The organism is Noviherbaspirillum suwonense (assembly GCF_900182955.1).
GTDB lineage: Bacteria > Pseudomonadota > Gammaproteobacteria > Burkholderiales > Burkholderiaceae_D > Noviherbaspirillum_A > Noviherbaspirillum_A suwonense.
Map to the genome: position 1 here is coordinate 75106 of NZ_FXUL01000014.1, position 16841 is coordinate 91946.

Genomic DNA, 16841 nt, shown 5'->3' on the forward strand with positions numbered 1-16841 from the left:
CACCTGACCGAACTTGCATCGGAACACCGTACAACTCCGCTACACTGTCACCTTTCCCGAACTCCCGCCCTTAACGGCGCCGCCCGAATAGTCATGCTCACTGCATTGCGCGCCACGCTGCTGGCACTTCCCCTCCTTGCCTCCGGCTGTGCCGGCCTGGGCACCGCGCCGAAAGTCCCGTCCGACGCAGGCATCATCCGCAACTACCAGCAGTCGATCGACATCGCCGGCCGCATGTCGGTGCGCTACCAGCAATATGGCCGCGATGAAGCGCTGCACGGCAGCTTCGAATGGCAGCAGCGGCCGGGCAAGACGCAGCTGACGCTCAGCTCGCCGCTGGGCCAGACCATTGCGCAGATCGCCATCTCGCCGGACGGCGCGACCCTGACCCAGTCCGGGCAGCCGCCGCTCGCCGCCACGGACGCCGACGCGCTGACCGCGCAGGCGCTGGGCTGGCCGCTGCCGGTGTCCGGCCTGCGCGACTGGATGCAGGGCAGCGTGACCGAACGCGGTGGAAAGAAACGCATCGCCACGCCGCAGGATGAAAACACCGACATCGAAACAGCCGACGGCTGGCGCATACGCTATGCCGCCTGGGACGACACCGCCGGACCGCGGCCGCGCCGCATCGACATGACCCGGACCACGGCGCAGGCCGGCGAAGTCGCGCTGCGTCTGGTGATCGACACCTACGAACCGCGCTGAAAACCGCAATGCCCAGCCTCCACGACTGCCCCGCGCCGGCCAAGCTCAACCTTTTCCTGCACATCACCGGCCGGCGCGAAGACGGCTATCACCTGCTGCAAACCGTGTTCCAGCTGCTGGACTACGGCGACCTGCTGCATTTCGACGTTCGCGACGACAGCGCGATCCGGCGCGTCAACGATGTGCCCGGCGTACCTGAGGAAACCGACCTCGTGGTGCGCGCGGCGCGGCTGCTGCAGGCAGCCGTTCCCGGACTGCCGGGCGCCGACATCAGGGTGGACAAGCGCCTGCCGATGGGCGGCGGGCTGGGCGGCGGCTCGTCCGACGCGGCCACCACGCTGATGGCGCTGAACCACCTGTGGCAGGCCGGCCTGGGCCGCGAGGAACTGATGGCGCTGGGGCTGAAACTGGGCGCGGACGTGCCGTTTTTCATCTTCGGCAGCAATGCGTTCGCCGAGGGCGTGGGCGAACAATTGACGGCGGTGGACGGCCTGGATTGCTGGTTCGTCGTGCTGGAACCGGGGGTGTCGGTTCCGACGCCTGCAATTTTTTGCTCGCCAGAATTGACAAGGAATACGAAGCCCGTCAGAATAGCGGACTTTTCAGGGGCACTGCAAAACGCCTTCGGAAAAAACGATATGCAGGCAGTGGCAGCGCGGCTGTTTCCGGAAGTAGGCAAAGCCATTTCATGGCTCGGCGGCTTCGGGGAAGCAAGGATGACAGGATCTGGAGCATGTGTGTTCATGCCCTGCCAGTCGGAACAGCAAGCCGATGCGGTGCTGGCTGCGGCCTCCGGAAAATGGAAGGCCTGGAAAGCCAGGGGAATTGCGAAACATCCTTTGGCCGGATTGCAGAAATCGTTGTAAAAGAATTAGTTTGACGTTGCAAAGGTCGCCCGGTTTGGCGACAATACGGCGGCAAACAGCAGGTTGTGTAGGGGAATCGCCAAGTCGGTTAAGGCACTGGATTTTGATTCCAGCATTCCAAGGTTCGAATCCTTGTTCCCCTGCCATTAAATATAGAAGCTAGAAGACAAGCCGCTAATGTTGAGACTATCGAGTCCGTACATTGCGGCTTTTTAAACTTTTAACGCAGTACTTTTTACGCAGTTACTAGGGATCCCATGGCGCTCGAGAACCTGATGGTTTTTACCGGCAACGCAAATCCGGAACTCGCCCTGGGAGTCGCCAGGCACCTGGGCATCCCTCTCGGCAAGGCGGTCGTCTCCAAATTTTCCGATGGCGAGATCGTCGTGGAAATCAACGAGAACGTCCGCGGCAAGGATGTGTTCGTGCTGCAGTCCACCTGCGCGCCGACCAACGACCACCTGATGGAAATCATGCTGATGGTCGATGCGCTCAAGCGCGCCTCGGCCGGCCGCATCACCGCCGCCATCCCCTACTACGGCTACGCCCGCCAGGACCGCCGCCCGCGTTCGGCCCGCGTCGCCATCTCGGCCAAGGTCGTCGCCAACATGCTGCAGGAAGCCGGCGTCGAGCGGGTCCTGATCATGGACCTGCATGCGGACCAGATCCAGGGTTTCTTCGATATCCCGGTCGATAATATTTACGCGTCGCCCATCCTGCTGGGCGACCTGGTCGCGAAGAATTACGACGACCTGCTGGTGGTCTCGCCCGACGTCGGCGGCGTGGTCCGCGCAAGGGCGCTGGCCAAGCGCCTGAACTGCGACCTGGCCATCATCGACAAGCGCCGCCCGAAGGCGAACGTGTCGGAAGTGATGAACATCATCGGCGAGGTCGAAGGCCGCAACTGCGTGATCATGGACGACATGGTCGACACCGCCGGCACGCTGACCAAGGCCGCCGAAGTGTTGAAGGAACGCGGCGCCAAGAAGGTCATCGCCTACTGTACCCACCCGGTGCTGTCCGGCCCCGCCATCGACCGCATCGCCAATTCGCCGCTGGATGAACTGGTCGTGGTCGACACGATACCGCTGTCCGAAGCAGCACGCGGCTGCAGCAAGATACGGCAGCTCAGCTGCGCCGAACTGCTGGCCGAGACCTTCAAGCGCATCAGCAAGGGCGACTCGGTGATGTCGCTGTTCATCGACTGAGCCTGCTCACAGAATCCTGAATGCGGCTTCCCGTTGAAGCCGCATTCTTTTTTGCAGTCCCTGGTCGCGGGGATTGCGCAACGCGGGGCCTGCCCCGCAACATTTGGAGTTCATCATGAAAGTTGTCGCATTTTTACGCACTGAGCAGGGGTCCGGAGCGAGCCGCCGCCTGCGCACTGCTGGCCAGACGCCTGGCATCATTTACGGCGGTACCGAAGCACCGGTGTCCATTTCGCTGGACCACAACGCGCTGTACCACGCGCTGAAGAAAGAGACCTTCCACTCGTCGATCCTCGACATGGAAATCGACGGCAAGGTGCAGCAAGTCCTGCTGCGCGACTTCCAGGTCCACGCGTACAAGCAACTGGTCATGCACGCCGATTTCCAGCGCGTCAACTCCTCGGAAAAGATCCACGTCAAGGTGCCGCTGCACTTCGTCAACGCTGAAACGTCGCCTGCAGTCAAGCTGTCGGCCGGCATCATCAGCCACGTGCTGACCGAGCTGGACGTGAGCTGCCTGCCGAAGGACCTGCCCGAGTTCATCGAAGTCGACCTGGCCAACATGGAAGTCGGCAACTCGCTGCACCTGTCCAACATCACGCTGCCTGAAGGCGTCACCGCCATTGTCCATGGCGACGACCCGACCATCGCTACTGCAGCGATCCCGGCCGGCAAGGTCGAAGCCGCCGGCGAAGCTGCCGAAGGCGCTGCTCCAGAAGGCGAAGAAAAGAAGTAATGTGCTTACCGCGCCGGGCAACCGGCGCCTGCATGGAAAACCCGCCGCGCCCGGCGGGTTTTTTTTCGTCCGGATGCGCGCATCGCGCGATCCCTTCGGCCTGGCCGGCCAGGCAGGCCGCCGTATAACCAAGCCCCGGCCTTGTTCGGCCCTCAAACCGCGACCTGCGTTACCGCGTCATTGGACGGGACCGGGCGCTTGCCCGATAATCCCCGCTTTGCTTCGCTTGCCTACCCTTCCCATGTCCATCCGCCTGATCGTCGGCCTCGGCAACCCCGGCGCCGAATATGAACAAACCCGCCACAACGCCGGCTTCTGGCTGGTGGACAACCTGGCGCTGGCGCAGTCCTGCCGCCTGGCGCGCGAGTCGCGCTTCCAGGCGCTGGCCGGCAAGACCATGATCGCCGGCCAGGAAACCTGGCTGCTGGAGCCGCAGACCTTCATGAACCGCTCCGGCCTGTCGGTCGGCGGGCTGGCGCGCTTCTACAAGATCGCGGCCGACGAAGTGCTGGTCGTGCACGATGAGCTGGACCTGGCGCCGGGCGTCGCGCGGCTGAAGAAAGGCGGTTCGTCGGGCGGCCATAACGGCCTCAAGGACATCACCGCCGCGCTCGGAACGCCGGACTACTGGCGGCTGCGCATCGGCATCGGCCATCCGCGCCAGCTCAACCTGCAGCAGGCGGTCGTGGACTTCGTGCTGCACCGGCCGCGCCGGGAAGAGCAGCTGCTGATCGACGAGGCCATTGCCCATAGCCTGGACGTGATGCCGGCGCTCTGCGAAGGCAAGTTCGAGGCGGCAATGATGAAGCTGCATACGGCCAAGTAGGCAATGCGGGCCGCGCGCCTGGCGCGGAAATCGCCGGCCGCGGCGGCGGCACGATTGCCTGCCGCGCGAAAAACCGGCCGCCGCCATCATCCGCGGCAGCCAAGACTTTTGATGCGAGCCCGGCGCAGGGTTACAATTGGCGCCTTTACAGCGCCAGCGGCATGAAGGCATCCGGTTCTGAGCTGCCCCCGGCCCGTATCCCTGCCCAGGCCGCGTTGATGCCCGACGGTATCCGGGCATGCCGCAGCCATGCTGCGGCGCCAGCTGGCGCTTCCGAACTGATCAACCAAGGATTTACATGAGTCTCCAATGCGGCATCGTCGGCCTGCCCAACGTCGGCAAGTCCACCCTGTTCAATGCCCTGACCAAGGCCGGCATCCCGGCCGAGAATTACCCGTTCTGCACGATCGAGCCCAATGTCGGCGTGGTCGAGGTGCCGGACGAACGGCTCGATGCGCTGGCCGCCATCGTCAAGCCGGAACGGGTGCTGCATGCGACCGTGGAATTCGTCGACATCGCCGGTCTGGTCGCAGGCGCGTCCAAGGGCGAAGGACTGGGCAACCAGTTCCTCGCGCACATCCGTGAAACCGACGCCATCGTCAACGTGGTGCGCTGCTTCGAGGACGACAACGTGATCCACGTTGCCGGCCGCATCAGCCCGCTCGACGACATCGAGGTCATCCAGACCGAACTGGCGCTGGCCGACATGGGCACCGTGGAGAAAGCCATCCACCGCGAAAACAAGAAGGCCCGCTCGGGCGACAAGGATGCGGCCAAGCTGGTGACCCTGCTGGAACGCATCATGCCGGAGCTGGACAACGCAAGGCCGGTGCGCGCGATGGGACTGGACGCCGAGGAAATGGCGCTGATCTACCCGCTGCACCTGATCACGGCCAAGCCCGCGATGTATGTCGCCAATGTCGCCGAAGGCGGCTTCACCGACAACCCGCTGCTCGACCAGCTGACCGAATACGCGAAAAAGCAGAATGCGCCCATCGTCGCGATCTGCGCTGCCATCGAGGCCGAGATCGCAGACCTGGACGACGCCGACAAGCAGGAATTCCTGGCCGACATCGGCATGGAAGAGCCCGGCCTGAACCGCCTGATCCGCGCGGCATTCAAGCTGCTCGGCCTGCAGACCTACTTCACCGCCGGCGTCAAGGAAGTGCGCGCCTGGACCATCCACGTGGGCGACACCGCGCCGCAGGCGGCAGGCGTCATCCACACCGACTTCGAGCGCGGCTTCATCCGCGCACAGACCATCGCCTATGACGACTACATCGCCTGCAAGGGCGAACAGGGCGCGAAGGAAGCCGGCAAGATGCGCGCCGAAGGCAAGGAATACGTGGTCAAGGACGGCGACGTGCTCAACTTCCTGTTCAACGTCTAGGAGCAGCCAGTACGCGCTGCGCGATCCGGAAAAGGACTGCCGCCCATGCCTGCACGCCATCATCCCCTGCCCGCGCTGCGCCTGGCGCTGTGCTGGACGCTGGCCTTCGCCGCGCTGCCCTCCGGCGCGCAGGGGCTGCCGCCCGAGCCGTCCTACAAGGGCGAGCTGGTGGGCGATGGGAAGGGTGGCGTCATCGTGCGGCCATTCAGCGCGCCCGAGGTGAGGCGCGAGAATGCGCCCGCGCAGGACGACGCTCCGGCCGGACGCAGCCCGCGGCCGGAACGGCAGGCAGCGCCGGAGCGCCGCCTGCCGCCGCCGCAGGCCATGCCCGAACCGCAGCGCGACCCGGTCGCCGGGCCGCTGACGCTGGAAGTCGGACCGTCCAAGAAAATACCTACGATTGCGCAGGCGGCGAAAATCGCCAGGAGCGGCGACACGATCGTGGTGGAGGCCGGCGTCTATGCCGGCGACGTCGCCGTCTTCACCCAGGACAAGCTGACGATCCGGGGCGGCGGCGGGCGCGTCCGGCTCAATGCGAACGGCGCCAGCGCCGAGGGCAAGGCGATCTGGATCGTGCGCGGCGGCGACATCACGGTCGAGAACTTCGAATTCGTCGGCGCGCGCGCGTCTGCGCACAACGGCGCCGGCATCCGCTTCGAGAAAGGCCGGCTGGTGCTGCGCAACTGCCTGTTCCGCGACAATGAGAACGGCATCCTGACGGCCGGCGACAAGGCGGCCGAACTGGAAGTCGAGAACACCGAGTTCGACCGCAACGGCACCGTCGAAGGCTACGGGCACCAGTTGTATGCGGGGGAGATCGCCTCGCTCAAGGTCACCGGCAGCTATTTCCACCGCGCGGTCGGCGGCCACCTGCTCAAGAGCCGGGCCGCGAAGAACGTCATCATGCACAATCGCCTGACCGACGAAGCCGGCGGCGAGGCCAGCTACGAGCTGGAATTCCCGAACGGCGGCCAGGCCTACGTGGTCGGCAACCTGGTCGGCCAGAGCGCGACCACGCAGAATCCCGTCATCGTGGCGATCGGCCTCGAAGGCTACCGCTGGCCGAAGAACGAGCTTTACCTGGTCAACAACACCCTGGTCGACGGCCGTCCGGCCGAAGGCTATTTCCTGCGGGCGGCGCCGGGCCTGCAGGTCCTCAAGGCGATGAACAACCTGCTGGTGGCCAGCCGCAGCCATGATTTCGCGCCGTTTTCGGCGGATGCCAAGGGCGCGATGCGCGACCCCGGCAAGACGGTGCGCCTGCCAGACCCCGGCGTGCGCCAGGGCGACGCGGGGCTGAAGGCGGAAATCCGCAATAACTTCGTCGTATCCCGCGACGATTTCGCGGATGCAGCCCGTTTCGACTACCGCCTGCGCGAGCGTTCCGCGCTGGCCGGGAAGTTCCAGCCGCCGGGCACGGCCAACGGCGTCGACCTGACGCCGCGCGCCGACTATGCGCATCCGGCCCAGACCCGCCGCCTGGGCGGCGAACCGACGCTGCCGGGCGCACTGCAGTCGATAGCCCGCTGACAGCGCGCCTAGCCTCTTCCTCCATCCGCAGGCCGCTGCCGCATGCGTTGCGCGGCAGCGGCGATGCGCGCCGCATCCGACCGCTTACCTTTTGCAACGATTCCTGAGTGAACCAGTTGTCCGCTTTGCGACCTAATCGGCAATCGAGCAGCATCCACCAGACAAAGGCATTCCATGACCACCTCTCCTGACGAACGCGCAGCCACACCCGATCCGGCCGATGAAGCGGCTGCAGCGGCCGCAGCGGCTCCGGCGCCAGCCGCTGCCCCGCCCGGCGACGCGGCGCCGGCGTCCGACGAAACGCCTGATCTCAGCCTGGCCGGCGAGGCGATGAACCTGCTGTCGGAACACAAGGGCAAGCTGGCGATCGGCGTGGCGGCGACGCTGGGCATGATGGTGTATTACGGATGGCGCGAAAAGCGGCTGGCAAAGACGGACCCCGAGGAATATGCGCGGCTGCAGCGGCTCAAGGCGATCGTGCGCCATAGCGATGACGAACCCAGGCCGAGGGGCGCGAAGAAACAGGCCGCGCCGCCGCCGGCCGATGCGGCGGCAAGCCCGGGCGCCGTGGACGCGCCGGACCAGCCCGGCGCGACGTCCGATATGAAGTCCGATACGAACTCCGATACCAGGCCCGGCACCGCCCCCGATTAGCTGGACGCTTCCTCGACGCCGGCGTAATTGATGCCGGCGAACTGGCCGCGTATCCATTTGTGGGATGGATTGCGGGTATCGCGTTCATGCCACAGCATGTCCACGTGCACTACCGGCAGCGCGAACGGCAGTTCCTTGGCCACCAGCGATTCGATGACGCCGGTCGACGCCACCAGGTGGCGCGGCACGACCGAGATCAGGTCGGTGCCGGCCACCACGCGGCCCACCGTGTAGAACTGGTTGACCGTCAGCGCGATGCGGCGCTGCCGCCCCATCGCGGCCAGCGCTTCGTCTGCCGGCCCATGCGCGCGGCCCGAGAAGCTGACCAGCGCATGATGCGCGGCGCAGTAGCTGTCCACCGTCAGCTCGGCCGCGGCGAGCGGATGGTCCTTGCGCATGATGCAGACCGATTCGCTGCTGTAGAGGCGCTGGTGGCGGATCGCCGACACCGAGGTCTGGCCGCCGCTGAGCTGCGACACCACGCCGGGGAAATTGCCGATGGCCATGTCGATGTCGCTCTGCAGCAGCATCGCACGCGGGTCGCGCGTCGTCAGAGGCAGCATGCGGATGTCGAGTCCGGGCGCTTCCTGCTTGATCGCCCGCATCAGCCGCGGCAGCAGCAGCGACGCGGTGGAGTCGGCCATGGCCAGCCGGAACGTGGCCTGGGTTTCCGACACATCGAAGGTTTCCGGCGCGATCGCGGCTTCCAGCGCGGACAGCGCGCTGCGCACCGCCGGCCACAGTTCCTCGGCCCGCGCGGTCGGCTTCATCCCATGCGCGGTGCGCACCAGGAGTTCGTCGTCCAGCGTCTCGCGCAGCCGCTTCAGCGCGTTCGATACCGCTGGCTGCGTGGTTGCAAGGCGCTCGGCGGCGCGCGTCAGGTTCTGCTCCGTCATGATCGCGTCGAAGATGCGCAGCAGGTTCAGGTCGAAGGTGCGGAAGCTCATGGCAAGGAAGTTGTCTGCCCGGTGGACGCGTCGGCCGGCGCCAGCGGCAGCGTCACCTGCACGCTGGCGCCCTGGCCGGGCATGCTGGTGAAGCGCAGGCTGCCGCCGATGAAGGCGGCGCGTTCGGCAAGGCGGCGCAGCCCGTGGCTGCTCTGGAGATCGTGGGCGGCGGCGTCGAACCCGACGCCGTCGTCGGCGACGAGCAGGGTCAGGGCCTGGCCGCCGTCCTCGAATGCCAGCACCGCCCGCACCTGCCCGGCATTGGCATGGCGCTGCACATTGCTCAGCATTTCCTGGAACATCCTGAACAGCGTGACCGCCTGGGTCTCGTCCAGCGCCAGCTCCTGTTCGGGCAGCGTGAGGCTGGTGCCCACCGCATGGCGGGCGCCGAAGTCGTTCAGGTATTCTTCCAGCGCCAGCGTGAGTCCCATGACGTCCAGCGCCCCGGGACGCAGGTCGCTCTGGATGCGGCGCGCGGTCTGGGTCAGGCCCGCAAGGATCGCATTGGCCCTGGTCCATTGATCGGTCGCCGGCGGCGCGCCCGCCGGCTGGCGCGACAGGATGGCCATGCGCATCGCCAGCGCGGTCAGCGCGGAACCGAAATCGTTGTGCAGCTCGCGCGCAAGCTGCCGCTTCTCAAGCTCGTGCACCTGCTCGGCATGTGCCAGCATGGCCCGGAGCCGGGCTATCTCGCTGTCGCGCGGGTCGCTGTTTTCAGGTAGGGACATGGTGTCGGTTCAGGTTGATTCGGCCTGGGCATCGATGAAGCGCAGCAGGATGTCGGCCTCCAGCGGCTTGACCAGGTAATGGTCGAAGCCCGCCGTCAGCGCGCGCTCGCGGTCGGCGGCCTGTCCATAGCCAGTCACCGCCGCCAGCACCATGCGGCGCGTCCCGGCAAGCCGGCGCAGCGCCGGCGCGAGCGCATAGCCGTCCATGCCCGGCAGCCCGATGTCGGACAGGACCAGCTGGGGCTCGAACCGCTCCGCCGCCTCGAGCGCCATCGCGCCGTCGCCGGCAGTGCGCACGTCATGCCCGCACAGGGTCAGCAGTTCCGCCATGGACGTGCTGGCGTCCTCGTTGTCATCGACCAGGAGGATGCGCAATCCCTGGCCGGTGTCGCTTTCACTGATATTGATTGCCGCTCCCGATGGTCGATAAGTTGTCGATGCCGGCCCCGGACCATCCGGGACGCCGCCTATTATAGGCTGCCCGGGTCCTGCTCATCATGGGCCAGCGGCAGCTGGACCGATACCACGGTGCCGCCGTTGCGGCCGGCCGAAACGGTGACGGCGCCGCCCAGGAATGCGGCCCGTTCCTTGAGGCCGCGCAGGCCGTAGGTTGCGGGCGTGTCCTGCCGCTCCGGCGGCATGCCGACGCCGTCGTCGCGCACGGTCAGCGCGACATGGTCTTCATCGACATCCAGGATGACGTCCACGTGGCTGGCCTGCGCATGCTTGACGACGTTGTTGAGCATTTCCTGCAGCATCCGGTAGACCGTGATTTCCAGCTTGTGGCCGATGGCGATGTCCTCGTCCGGCAGGCTCACCTCGCAGGCGATGTTGCTGCGCTGCCTGAAGTCGTCGGTCAGCTCGTGGATGGCGGCCTTGATGCCGAACAGGTCGAGCATGGTCGGCCGTAGCTCTGTCTGTATCCGCCGCGTGGTCGTGACCAGCGAGCGCAGCAGCGTCTGTATCTTGGCCTTGCGCCCGGTCCATTGCGGGTCGCTGGGCAGCAGCGGATAGGCGCCTTCCATGTGCATGGCCAGCGACGTCAGCGACGCGCCCATGTCGTCATGCAGCTCGCGCGCAATCGCCCGCTTCTCTTCCTCCCGCACCGTCTCGAGATGGTCGGCCAGCCGGCGCAGCGTCGCGGTGCGTCGCGACACCGTCTCTTCGAGGCGCAGCTCGCGCGCGCGCAGCGCGTCTTCGGCTTCCTTGCGGCGGCTGATGTCGGTGCTGATCGCGATCACGCCCAGCACGGCGCCGTCCGGACCCACCCACGGCGACCTGGTGGTCGCATAGGTCGATGTCCCCTGCGGCAGGCGCAGGCTGTGTTCGACGGTGACGGAGACCTTTTCCGCCATCACGCGGCTGTCCGCCTGTTCGCTCTGTTCGATGTCGCCGATGTCGCCCACGCCGGCGAACAACTCCCTCGCCGGGCGGTGCAGCGCCTGCTCGCGGGTCTTGCCCAGCATGGCCAGGGTCGCCGGATTGGCGAAGACCAGCAGGCCGTCGCGGTTCTGCACGAAGATCGGGTCGGCGGTATTGTCGCTCACCGCAACCAGCAGCGACATCGCCTCGGACAGGTCGGCCGCGGTCTGCAGGCGCGCCTCGTATTCGAGGTTGACCATGCGGGCGGCGCGCCAGAAGATCAGCAGCATCAGGACCGCGTTGGCCAGCGTCTGCAGCGGCGCGAGCATCGTCTCGGGATACAGCCCGCGCAGCGCGCCGATATCGAGCAGCCAGTTCAGCACCACCAGCAGCACCAGGATCTGCGGCAGCGTATGGCGCAGCATCCGCGCGCCGGGCGCATTGCTGGTCAAAACCGTCATCAGCGTATGGGTCGGGCGCGCCAGCAGCAGGCCCAGTCCCACCGCGAACATGGCGAGCGCCGCGCTGGGCGCCACCGGCGCGGCATCGGCCAGGCCCTGCAGCAGGTCGATGCCGTACAGCGCGCTCAGCAGCGGCACCGCATTGAGACCGGCGAGCGCCGCAGCGAGATATTCGGAAGGGTAATGCCGGCCCCGCGTATGGCTGTCATGCAGCAGCAGGGCCGCGCCGGCAAACACGAAGTCGAAGCCCAGCAGCGGGTGGGCCGACCATGCCGCGGGCAGCAGGCCAGGGGCCAGCGCCGGCATGGAATCGAGCAGGATCAGCAGGCCCAGCACCAGCGCTGCAGCCGCGGCAATGCCCGCGCCTGCGCGCGACGCCGGATGGCCGTGCGCCGGCAGGCATCGCATGCCGAGGCTGGCGCCGGACAGAAGTACGCCGAGCGACACGGCGATCGACCAGTCGCCCTGGGAGACGGGGATGAAGGTAAGGGATGCGGCAAGCCAGAACAGGCCTACCAGCGTCGCCAGCAATGCGCAGGCGATTGCGCCGGCACGGTAGTGGCGCATTGCGCCCGTGCCGCCATTGCGCATCGTCGATAGCTCGCCGGACAGCCAGGTATGATCGCTGCCCAGGCCCGCCTTGTCAGTAGCCACCGCGAAATCGATGTCGCATGTCAGCCGATGCCGCTTTCGCTGAAGCGGGAGAGCAGCCGCTGCAGCTGGGGGAACTCGCTGGTCTTGTCAAAGAAAAACTGGACGCCGTATTGCTCGCAGATGCGGCGGTAGGTTCCGCTCACGTGGTTGCTGAGGACAATCTTGACTGTCTGCGCATAGGCCGGGTCGCCGGACAGCACGCGCAGCAGGTTGATGCCATTACCCTGCCGCAGCTGGATGTCGAGGATCAGGACGTCGCAGGGCTGCGCATGCAGCATGGTCAATGCTTCGCTTTCGGTTTCCGCAATGCCCAGCAGCGCAAGCTTGGGGATGCGCGCCAGGTTCTCGCTGATGAGGTCGCTGATGATATGCGAATCCTCCACCAGCATTACTTTCAGGGCCTGGCGGCCGGAAGAGAGCGAAAGTGCATCGGGACCGGGCATCACATGCCGTCCCGCGTCGACCTGGTACGCTCTCTTCGTATGTTCATGTTCGAGGAGTCTCATCCCGTCTAATCATCCGGTGTTGGTTAAGCCGTTCGTGCGGCCGGCCAGTGCGCATTTCGTGCGCGAACTTGGTCCAATATTAATAACATTATGCGTCAGGATAGTGCGTGCGGCATTGAGCACATCGCACTATTGGTAAAGTTGTCTGAACAGTCAGACTGTCCCGGATGGCCGAGCGGCCAGCTGCCAGCCTTGTCGATTTATCCAAACGAGCGCAGCAGCGTAAGCACCAGCGACACGTCGCCATACTCGGTCATGCCGGCGCTCGCGCTGGTGACCCAGGCGCCGGCGACGACGCCGCCGCTGGCCAGAAGGGCGCGCGCGACCCGCGCCTGCGGTTTCTCGGAGATGACTGCGATCGCAGAGATCCATAAAAAAACGATGCCAAAACCGATTGCCGCGAGAACAGCGAAGTCCATGATCTACTCCAGTTGAGTGGACCACAAACGTTTTCCGCTGATGCAGATCGTGTTGGCCCGTGGAAAGAAGAGTAGCACCGTGGAAATTTAAGCTCTATAGGACAGGATCGCGTCGCAGTGTAGGAATAACGGAGATTCTGCATTCCACAAAATCCGGCACCGAGGAATTTTATGGAATTTCGAAAGTCAAATGGCGTGACTGCCAGCCAGGACACGATGGTTACTTATGGTGGCGATTATTTTCACTCTTGGTATAAAGCGCCCGAAGCCCGGTGCGTCTATACGGTTGAGTCTAATCAGGCGTAAAAAGATGTTTTGAAATTGGACGAAAACGCTACAATCTTCGGTAGCAAAAGCGAATTGCCCGTTCACCGCATTAGGCAACCGGCGGCTTCACTTCACTTCATTCGATTCAATCCTGATTTAAAGTCGTAACACCTATGATAAAAATTCTTGTAGTCGACGACCATGCAGTAGTACGTGCCGGAGTCCACTATTTCATATCTGAAATACCAGGGATGGAGATTGCGGCTGAAGCCGGCACTGCGCAGGAAGCGATACGGCTCATCCGTTCTCAGGAATTCGACATCGTATTGCTGGACATCGCCATGCCGGACAAGAGCGGCGTCGAAGTGCTGAAGCAGATCAAGCGCGAGAAGCCCGAATTGCCGGTCCTGATGCTGAGCATGCACCCGGAGAGCCGGTACGCGGTCCAGATCCTGCGCAGCGGCGCGTCCGGCTATGTGCAGAAGGAAGCGCTGGCCACCGAGCTGGTCAATGCGATCAACACCATCGTTCGCGGGCACAAGTACATCAGCCCGGCCGTGGCCGAACTGCTGACCGCCGACCCGGCCAGCGCCGACACCGAAAAGCCGCTGCATGAAATGCTCTCGGCCCGCGAATACCAGATCTTCTACAAGCTCGGCCAGGGCGAAGGCGTCACCAAGATCGCCGATGAACTGTGCCTGAGCGTGAAGACGGTCAGCACCTACCGTTCGCGCGTGCTGGAGAAGATGAACATGACCAACAACGCCGACATCATCTATTACGCAATCAAGCAGAACCTGATCGACTAAGCAGTTCCAGGCGCGGCTGCCGCCGTGCTTGCCGCGCCCTCCTCCCCCGGCCCTTTGCGGCCTGTCATACCTCTGGTCACATTCCTACGGACAACGCTTCTGGACTGACAAACCTGTCAGTGTAATCCCACAGCGGAATGGGAATTACACCGATGCTGTATTTCCGGTCACTATGCAATGATGCCTCCATGGAAATGTCGAACAAGATCACGGGGGAACACATCATGGCAAATGTATTGAATGCTTTCTGCACTGAGACCGAGCAAGCTGCGGTAAAGACTGCAGCCACGCCGGTTACCAGGAAAAAATCAGAAGGCAAGCCTGCACAGCCACGCAATTCCGCCGTCGCGCCAGTCCGCATCACAGCCCTTTACGGCCACAATCCAAAACAGAACCAACTGCTCGGCTCGCTGCCGGACGAAGACTTCGAGCGCCTGCTGCCGCACCTGGAATTCATCTCCATGCCGTTCGACATGACGGTCTGCGAAGCGGAAACGCAGATGAACCACGTGTATTTCCTCTCCAGCAGCGTCGTGTCGCTGCTGTATGAAACCCGTGACGGCGCCTCTGCGGAAATCGCCGTGATCGGCAACGAAGGCATCGTTGGCGTGACCCTGTTCATGGGCGGCGGCGCCAGCCCGAACCGCGCGGTCGTCAAGAGCGCAGGCTACGGCTTCCGCCTGAAGGCCAGCGTCTTCATGGAAGAATTCCGCCGCGGCGGCGCATTGCAGCAGTCGCTGCTGCGCTATACCAATGCGCTGATTGCGCAGATGTCGCACACCGCCGTCTGCAACCGCCACCACAACGTGATGCAGCAGCTTTGCCGCTGGCTGCTGCTGACGCTGGACCGCCTGCCATCGAATGAAATGGCCGTGTCTCAGGGCCTGATCGCCACCATGCTGGGCGTGCGCCGCGAGAGCGTGACCGAGGCAGCCGGCAAGCTGCAGGACGAAGGCATGATCCAGTATCGTCGCGGCCACATCACCGTGATGAACCGCGCCGGCCTCGAGACCCGCGCCTGCGAATGCTATGCCGGCGTCAAGAAGGAATACGACAGGCTCAAGTGCAGCCACACCCGGCAGAAATAAGCCGCCAGGGTTACCGCTGACGCCCCGAAAGGCGCTGCCCGCTTCATGCGGTCAGCGCCTTTCTTTCTATCCGGCCGGGCTTGGCGGCTGGCGTTTATAACCGCGCTTAAGTGTGATAGCAGACAGAAGCGCATCTTTCGGGCTGTTATAGATGAAGCCGTAGCACAAGCCACGGAGAATCCAGCATGACCCCGGACCAGGAAAAGCCGATTGCAGAACTAAGCGCCGACGCGTATCGAAAATGCATGCACCGGATCGACCTCGGGATGGCAGCGCCGCACGGCATGTCGCCGGAGCAGCAGATGCACCAGGCGATCGACTATGCGGTTGCGAGCGCGCGCTGCCTGGAGGCCCGCCAGCGGCTGGAGCGCGCGCTCGAAAGACTGGCCTTCAACTAGGGCGGCAGTGCGGGCGAGCGCATGGGGCCGGTGATAGAATCCGCCCTTTCCGCCTCTACCGACCCTGCGATGCCCATACTCAGCCAGCTGACGTTTTATCCGATCAAGTCCTGCGCGGGCATTTCCCTGTCCTCGGCCACGCTGACCGGCGCCGGGCTGATGCACGAGCATGTCTATGACCGCGAATGGATGCTGGTCGACGACGACAACAACTTCCTGACCCAGCGCGAGCACCCGAGGATGGCGCTGATCACGCCGCGGCTGCGCAGCGAGACGCTGGAATTGCGGGCGCCCGGCATGCTGCGGCTCGACCTCACGCTGGACCTGCCGGATCCGGACACCGCGTCCAGGCGCACGGTAAAGCTGTGGCAGCACACGCTGGACGCGTACGACGGCGACAGCGTGACCCGCCAGTGGTTTTCGCAATTTCTCGGGGTTTCCTGCCAGCTCGTCCGCTTCCATCCTGAAGCGCATCATCCGGTCAACCCGGCGCGCACCGGCGGCAAGGACATCGGCACCCTGTTTTCCGACGGCTATCCGTTGCTGCTGATCGGCCAGGCGTCGCTGGACGACCTGAACCGGCGGCTGGCCGCGCAAGGCCGCGCCGCGCTGCCGATGGACCGCTTCCGCCCCAACCTCGTGATCGCCGGGGCCGAAGCCCACGATGAAGACCATGCAGCCCACCTGGCGATAGGCAATGCGGAGATCCGCCCGGTCAAACCCTGCCCGCGCTGCCCTATCCCGTCGATCGACCAGCAGACCGGCATGCCCGGGCCGGACCCGCTGGACGTGCTGCGGACCTATCGCGCCGGCGTGGGCGGCATCGGCGGCATCGGTTTCGGCATGAACTGCATCGTAACGCGGGGCGAAGGCGAAACCCTCCGCATCGGACAGGAAGTCGCTCTCGAACTGGCGTTCCAGGGCTGACCCAGGGATTGATGCGCTGGTGACGGCGCCTCAGGATCGCCGCCTCGGGGCCGGCCCTGCAGGCCAAGGCGCCGCATCTGTCAAGCGCCCTGCCGCGCCGCCTTTTCGGCCTGCAGGCGTTCGTACTTGGCCTGCAGCTGTTCCGGCGTCTCGCGCCAGGCCGGGTCGAACGGGATGCAGGCGACCGGGCACACCTGCTGGCACTGGGGCTCGTTGAAGTGCCCGACGCATTCGGTGCACTTGTTCGGGTCGATCTCGTAGATCAGCTCGCCCTGGTAGATCGCGTCATTCGGGCATTCCGGCTCGCAGACGTCGCAGTTGATGCAGTCGTCGGTAATCAGCAAGGCCATGGCTGGAGCT

General features: G+C 64.8%; 19 protein-coding genes and 1 tRNA gene. 13 read left to right on the plus strand and 7 right to left on the minus strand.

Features of this window, described 5'->3' with window-relative positions:
- Positions 1–93 precede the first annotated feature (93 nt).
- The 9 genes from lolB (at position 94) to QOL82_RS17275 (ending at position 7915) form a co-directional block, all read left to right on the plus strand.
- On the plus strand, positions 94–705 hold the full coding sequence (gene lolB, locus QOL82_RS17235; protein WP_283443534.1) for a lipoprotein insertase outer membrane protein LolB: 612 nt from the start codon (positions 94–96) through the stop codon (positions 703–705).
- 8 nt (positions 706–713) lie between these two features.
- The gene (gene ispE / locus QOL82_RS17240; protein WP_283443535.1) at positions 714–1571 is read left to right on the plus strand and encodes a 4-(cytidine 5'-diphospho)-2-C-methyl-D-erythritol kinase; all 858 of its coding nucleotides are present in this window, start codon (positions 714–716) and stop codon (positions 1569–1571) included.
- A 69-nt stretch (positions 1572–1640) separates the two neighbouring features.
- Positions 1641–1717 (plus strand) — tRNA-Gln (locus QOL82_RS17245).
- Between the two features lie 111 nt (positions 1718–1828).
- A complete protein-coding gene (locus QOL82_RS17250) occupies positions 1829–2779 on the plus strand; it encodes a ribose-phosphate pyrophosphokinase (RefSeq protein ID WP_283443536.1) in 951 nt (316 codons plus the stop codon).
- A gap of 115 nt (positions 2780–2894) precedes the next feature.
- Positions 2895–3515, plus strand: coding sequence for a 50S ribosomal protein L25/general stress protein Ctc (locus tag QOL82_RS17255; RefSeq protein ID WP_283443537.1), 621 nt, complete (start codon positions 2895–2897; stop codon positions 3513–3515).
- Between the two features lie 241 nt (positions 3516–3756).
- Positions 3757–4341 carry an aminoacyl-tRNA hydrolase gene (gene pth, locus QOL82_RS17260; protein WP_283443538.1) on the plus strand — a complete coding sequence of 195 codons (585 nt, stop codon included), beginning with the start codon at positions 3757–3759 and terminating at the stop codon, positions 4339–4341.
- A gap of 298 nt (positions 4342–4639) precedes the next feature.
- On the plus strand, positions 4640–5731 hold the full coding sequence (ychF, locus tag QOL82_RS17265) for a redox-regulated ATPase YchF (protein WP_283443539.1): 1092 nt from the start codon (positions 4640–4642) through the stop codon (positions 5729–5731).
- A gap of 45 nt (positions 5732–5776) precedes the next feature.
- Positions 5777–7261 carry a right-handed parallel beta-helix repeat-containing protein gene (locus tag QOL82_RS17270; protein ID WP_283443540.1) on the plus strand — a complete coding sequence of 495 codons (1485 nt, stop codon included), beginning with the start codon at positions 5777–5779 and terminating at the stop codon, positions 7259–7261.
- A 174-nt stretch (positions 7262–7435) separates the two neighbouring features.
- On the plus strand, positions 7436–7915 hold the full coding sequence (locus QOL82_RS17275) for a hypothetical protein (RefSeq protein WP_283443541.1): 480 nt from the start codon (positions 7436–7438) through the stop codon (positions 7913–7915).
- Here the strand turns inward: QOL82_RS17275 and QOL82_RS17280 are convergent.
- The 6 genes from QOL82_RS17280 to QOL82_RS17305 all read right to left on the minus strand — a co-directional run bounded on the left by QOL82_RS17280 (position 7912) and on the right by QOL82_RS17305 (position 12992).
- Positions 7912–8862, minus strand: a complete 951-nt coding sequence (locus tag QOL82_RS17280; RefSeq protein WP_283443542.1) for a LysR family transcriptional regulator — start codon at positions 8860–8862, stop codon at positions 7912–7914. The genes QOL82_RS17275 and QOL82_RS17280 overlap by 4 nt on opposite strands.
- A complete protein-coding gene (locus QOL82_RS17285) occupies positions 8859–9590 on the minus strand; it encodes a sensor histidine kinase (RefSeq protein ID WP_283443543.1) in 732 nt (243 codons plus the stop codon). The genes QOL82_RS17280 and QOL82_RS17285 overlap by 4 nt, the downstream gene beginning before the upstream one ends.
- 9 nt (positions 9591–9599) lie before the next feature.
- Positions 9600–9965, minus strand: coding sequence for a response regulator (locus tag QOL82_RS17290; protein WP_283443544.1), 366 nt, complete (start codon positions 9963–9965; stop codon positions 9600–9602).
- Positions 9966–10060: 95 nt separating this feature from the next.
- Complete coding sequence (locus QOL82_RS17295) at positions 10061–12067, minus strand: PAS domain-containing sensor histidine kinase (RefSeq protein WP_283443545.1); 2007 nt, start codon at positions 12065–12067, stop codon at positions 10061–10063.
- 20 nt (positions 12068–12087) lie between these two features.
- The gene (locus QOL82_RS17300) at positions 12088–12573 is read right to left on the minus strand and encodes a response regulator (protein ID WP_283443546.1); all 486 of its coding nucleotides are present in this window, start codon (positions 12571–12573) and stop codon (positions 12088–12090) included.
- 200 nt (positions 12574–12773) lie between these two features.
- Positions 12774–12992 (minus strand): hypothetical protein, encoded by a 219-nt coding sequence (locus QOL82_RS17305; protein WP_283443547.1) that lies wholly within the window; start codon positions 12990–12992, stop codon positions 12774–12776.
- A 440-nt stretch (positions 12993–13432) separates the two neighbouring features.
- Here QOL82_RS17305 and QOL82_RS17310 point away from each other — a divergent pair, with 440 nt between their 5' ends.
- The 4 genes from QOL82_RS17310 (at position 13433) to QOL82_RS17325 (ending at position 16481) form a co-directional block, all read left to right on the plus strand.
- A complete protein-coding gene (locus tag QOL82_RS17310) occupies positions 13433–14068 on the plus strand; it encodes a response regulator (RefSeq protein ID WP_194711434.1) in 636 nt (211 codons plus the stop codon).
- A 224-nt stretch (positions 14069–14292) separates the two neighbouring features.
- Positions 14293–15156: a Crp/Fnr family transcriptional regulator gene (locus QOL82_RS17315; RefSeq protein ID WP_283443548.1), complete on the plus strand. Its 864-nt coding sequence runs from the start codon at positions 14293–14295 to the stop codon at positions 15154–15156.
- Between the two features lie 185 nt (positions 15157–15341).
- The gene (locus QOL82_RS17320) at positions 15342–15554 is read left to right on the plus strand and encodes a hypothetical protein (RefSeq protein ID WP_283443549.1); all 213 of its coding nucleotides are present in this window, start codon (positions 15342–15344) and stop codon (positions 15552–15554) included.
- A gap of 69 nt (positions 15555–15623) precedes the next feature.
- On the plus strand, positions 15624–16481 hold the full coding sequence (locus tag QOL82_RS17325) for an MOSC domain-containing protein (RefSeq protein WP_283443550.1): 858 nt from the start codon (positions 15624–15626) through the stop codon (positions 16479–16481).
- An 80-nt stretch (positions 16482–16561) separates the two neighbouring features.
- Here the strand turns inward: QOL82_RS17325 and QOL82_RS17330 are convergent, their stop codons facing one another.
- Positions 16562–16831: a YfhL family 4Fe-4S dicluster ferredoxin gene (locus QOL82_RS17330; protein WP_283443551.1), complete on the minus strand. Its 270-nt coding sequence runs from the start codon at positions 16829–16831 to the stop codon at positions 16562–16564.
- Positions 16832–16841 lie beyond the last annotated feature (10 nt).

What these genes read in the sequence shown, in the direction of transcription:
- QOL82_RS17285 (WP_283443543.1), bottom strand. Translation starts at nt 9,590, where the DNA reads ATGTCCCTACCTGAAAACAGCGACCCGCGCGACAGCGAGATAGCCCGG.
- pth (WP_283443538.1), top strand. Translation starts at nt 3,757, where the DNA reads ATGTCCATCCGCCTGATCGTCGGCCTCGGCAACCCCGGCGCCGAATAT.
- QOL82_RS17275 (WP_283443541.1), top strand. Translation starts at nt 7,436, where the DNA reads ATGACCACCTCTCCTGACGAACGCGCAGCCACACCCGATCCGGCCGAT.
- QOL82_RS17280 (WP_283443542.1), bottom strand. Translation starts at nt 8,862, where the DNA reads ATGAGCTTCCGCACCTTCGACCTGAACCTGCTGCGCATCTTCGACGCG.
- QOL82_RS17305 (WP_283443547.1), bottom strand. Translation starts at nt 12,992, where the DNA reads ATGGACTTCGCTGTTCTCGCGGCAATCGGTTTTGGCATCGTTTTTTTA.
- ychF (WP_283443539.1), top strand. Translation starts at nt 4,640, where the DNA reads ATGAGTCTCCAATGCGGCATCGTCGGCCTGCCCAACGTCGGCAAGTCC.
- QOL82_RS17320 (WP_283443549.1), top strand. Translation starts at nt 15,342, where the DNA reads ATGACCCCGGACCAGGAAAAGCCGATTGCAGAACTAAGCGCCGACGCG.
- ispE (WP_283443535.1), top strand. Translation starts at nt 714, where the DNA reads ATGCCCAGCCTCCACGACTGCCCCGCGCCGGCCAAGCTCAACCTTTTC.
- QOL82_RS17255 (WP_283443537.1), top strand. Translation starts at nt 2,895, where the DNA reads ATGAAAGTTGTCGCATTTTTACGCACTGAGCAGGGGTCCGGAGCGAGC.
- QOL82_RS17315 (WP_283443548.1), top strand. Translation starts at nt 14,293, where the DNA reads ATGGCAAATGTATTGAATGCTTTCTGCACTGAGACCGAGCAAGCTGCG.
- QOL82_RS17300 (WP_283443546.1), bottom strand. Translation starts at nt 12,573, where the DNA reads ATGAGACTCCTCGAACATGAACATACGAAGAGAGCGTACCAGGTCGAC.
- QOL82_RS17330 (WP_283443551.1), bottom strand. Translation starts at nt 16,831, where the DNA reads ATGGCCTTGCTGATTACCGACGACTGCATCAACTGCGACGTCTGCGAG.
- lolB (WP_283443534.1), top strand. Translation starts at nt 94, where the DNA reads ATGCTCACTGCATTGCGCGCCACGCTGCTGGCACTTCCCCTCCTTGCC.
- QOL82_RS17250 (WP_283443536.1), top strand. Translation starts at nt 1,829, where the DNA reads ATGGCGCTCGAGAACCTGATGGTTTTTACCGGCAACGCAAATCCGGAA.
- QOL82_RS17270 (WP_283443540.1), top strand. Translation starts at nt 5,777, where the DNA reads ATGCCTGCACGCCATCATCCCCTGCCCGCGCTGCGCCTGGCGCTGTGC.
- QOL82_RS17325 (WP_283443550.1), top strand. Translation starts at nt 15,624, where the DNA reads ATGCCCATACTCAGCCAGCTGACGTTTTATCCGATCAAGTCCTGCGCG.
- QOL82_RS17310 (WP_194711434.1), top strand. Translation starts at nt 13,433, where the DNA reads ATGATAAAAATTCTTGTAGTCGACGACCATGCAGTAGTACGTGCCGGA.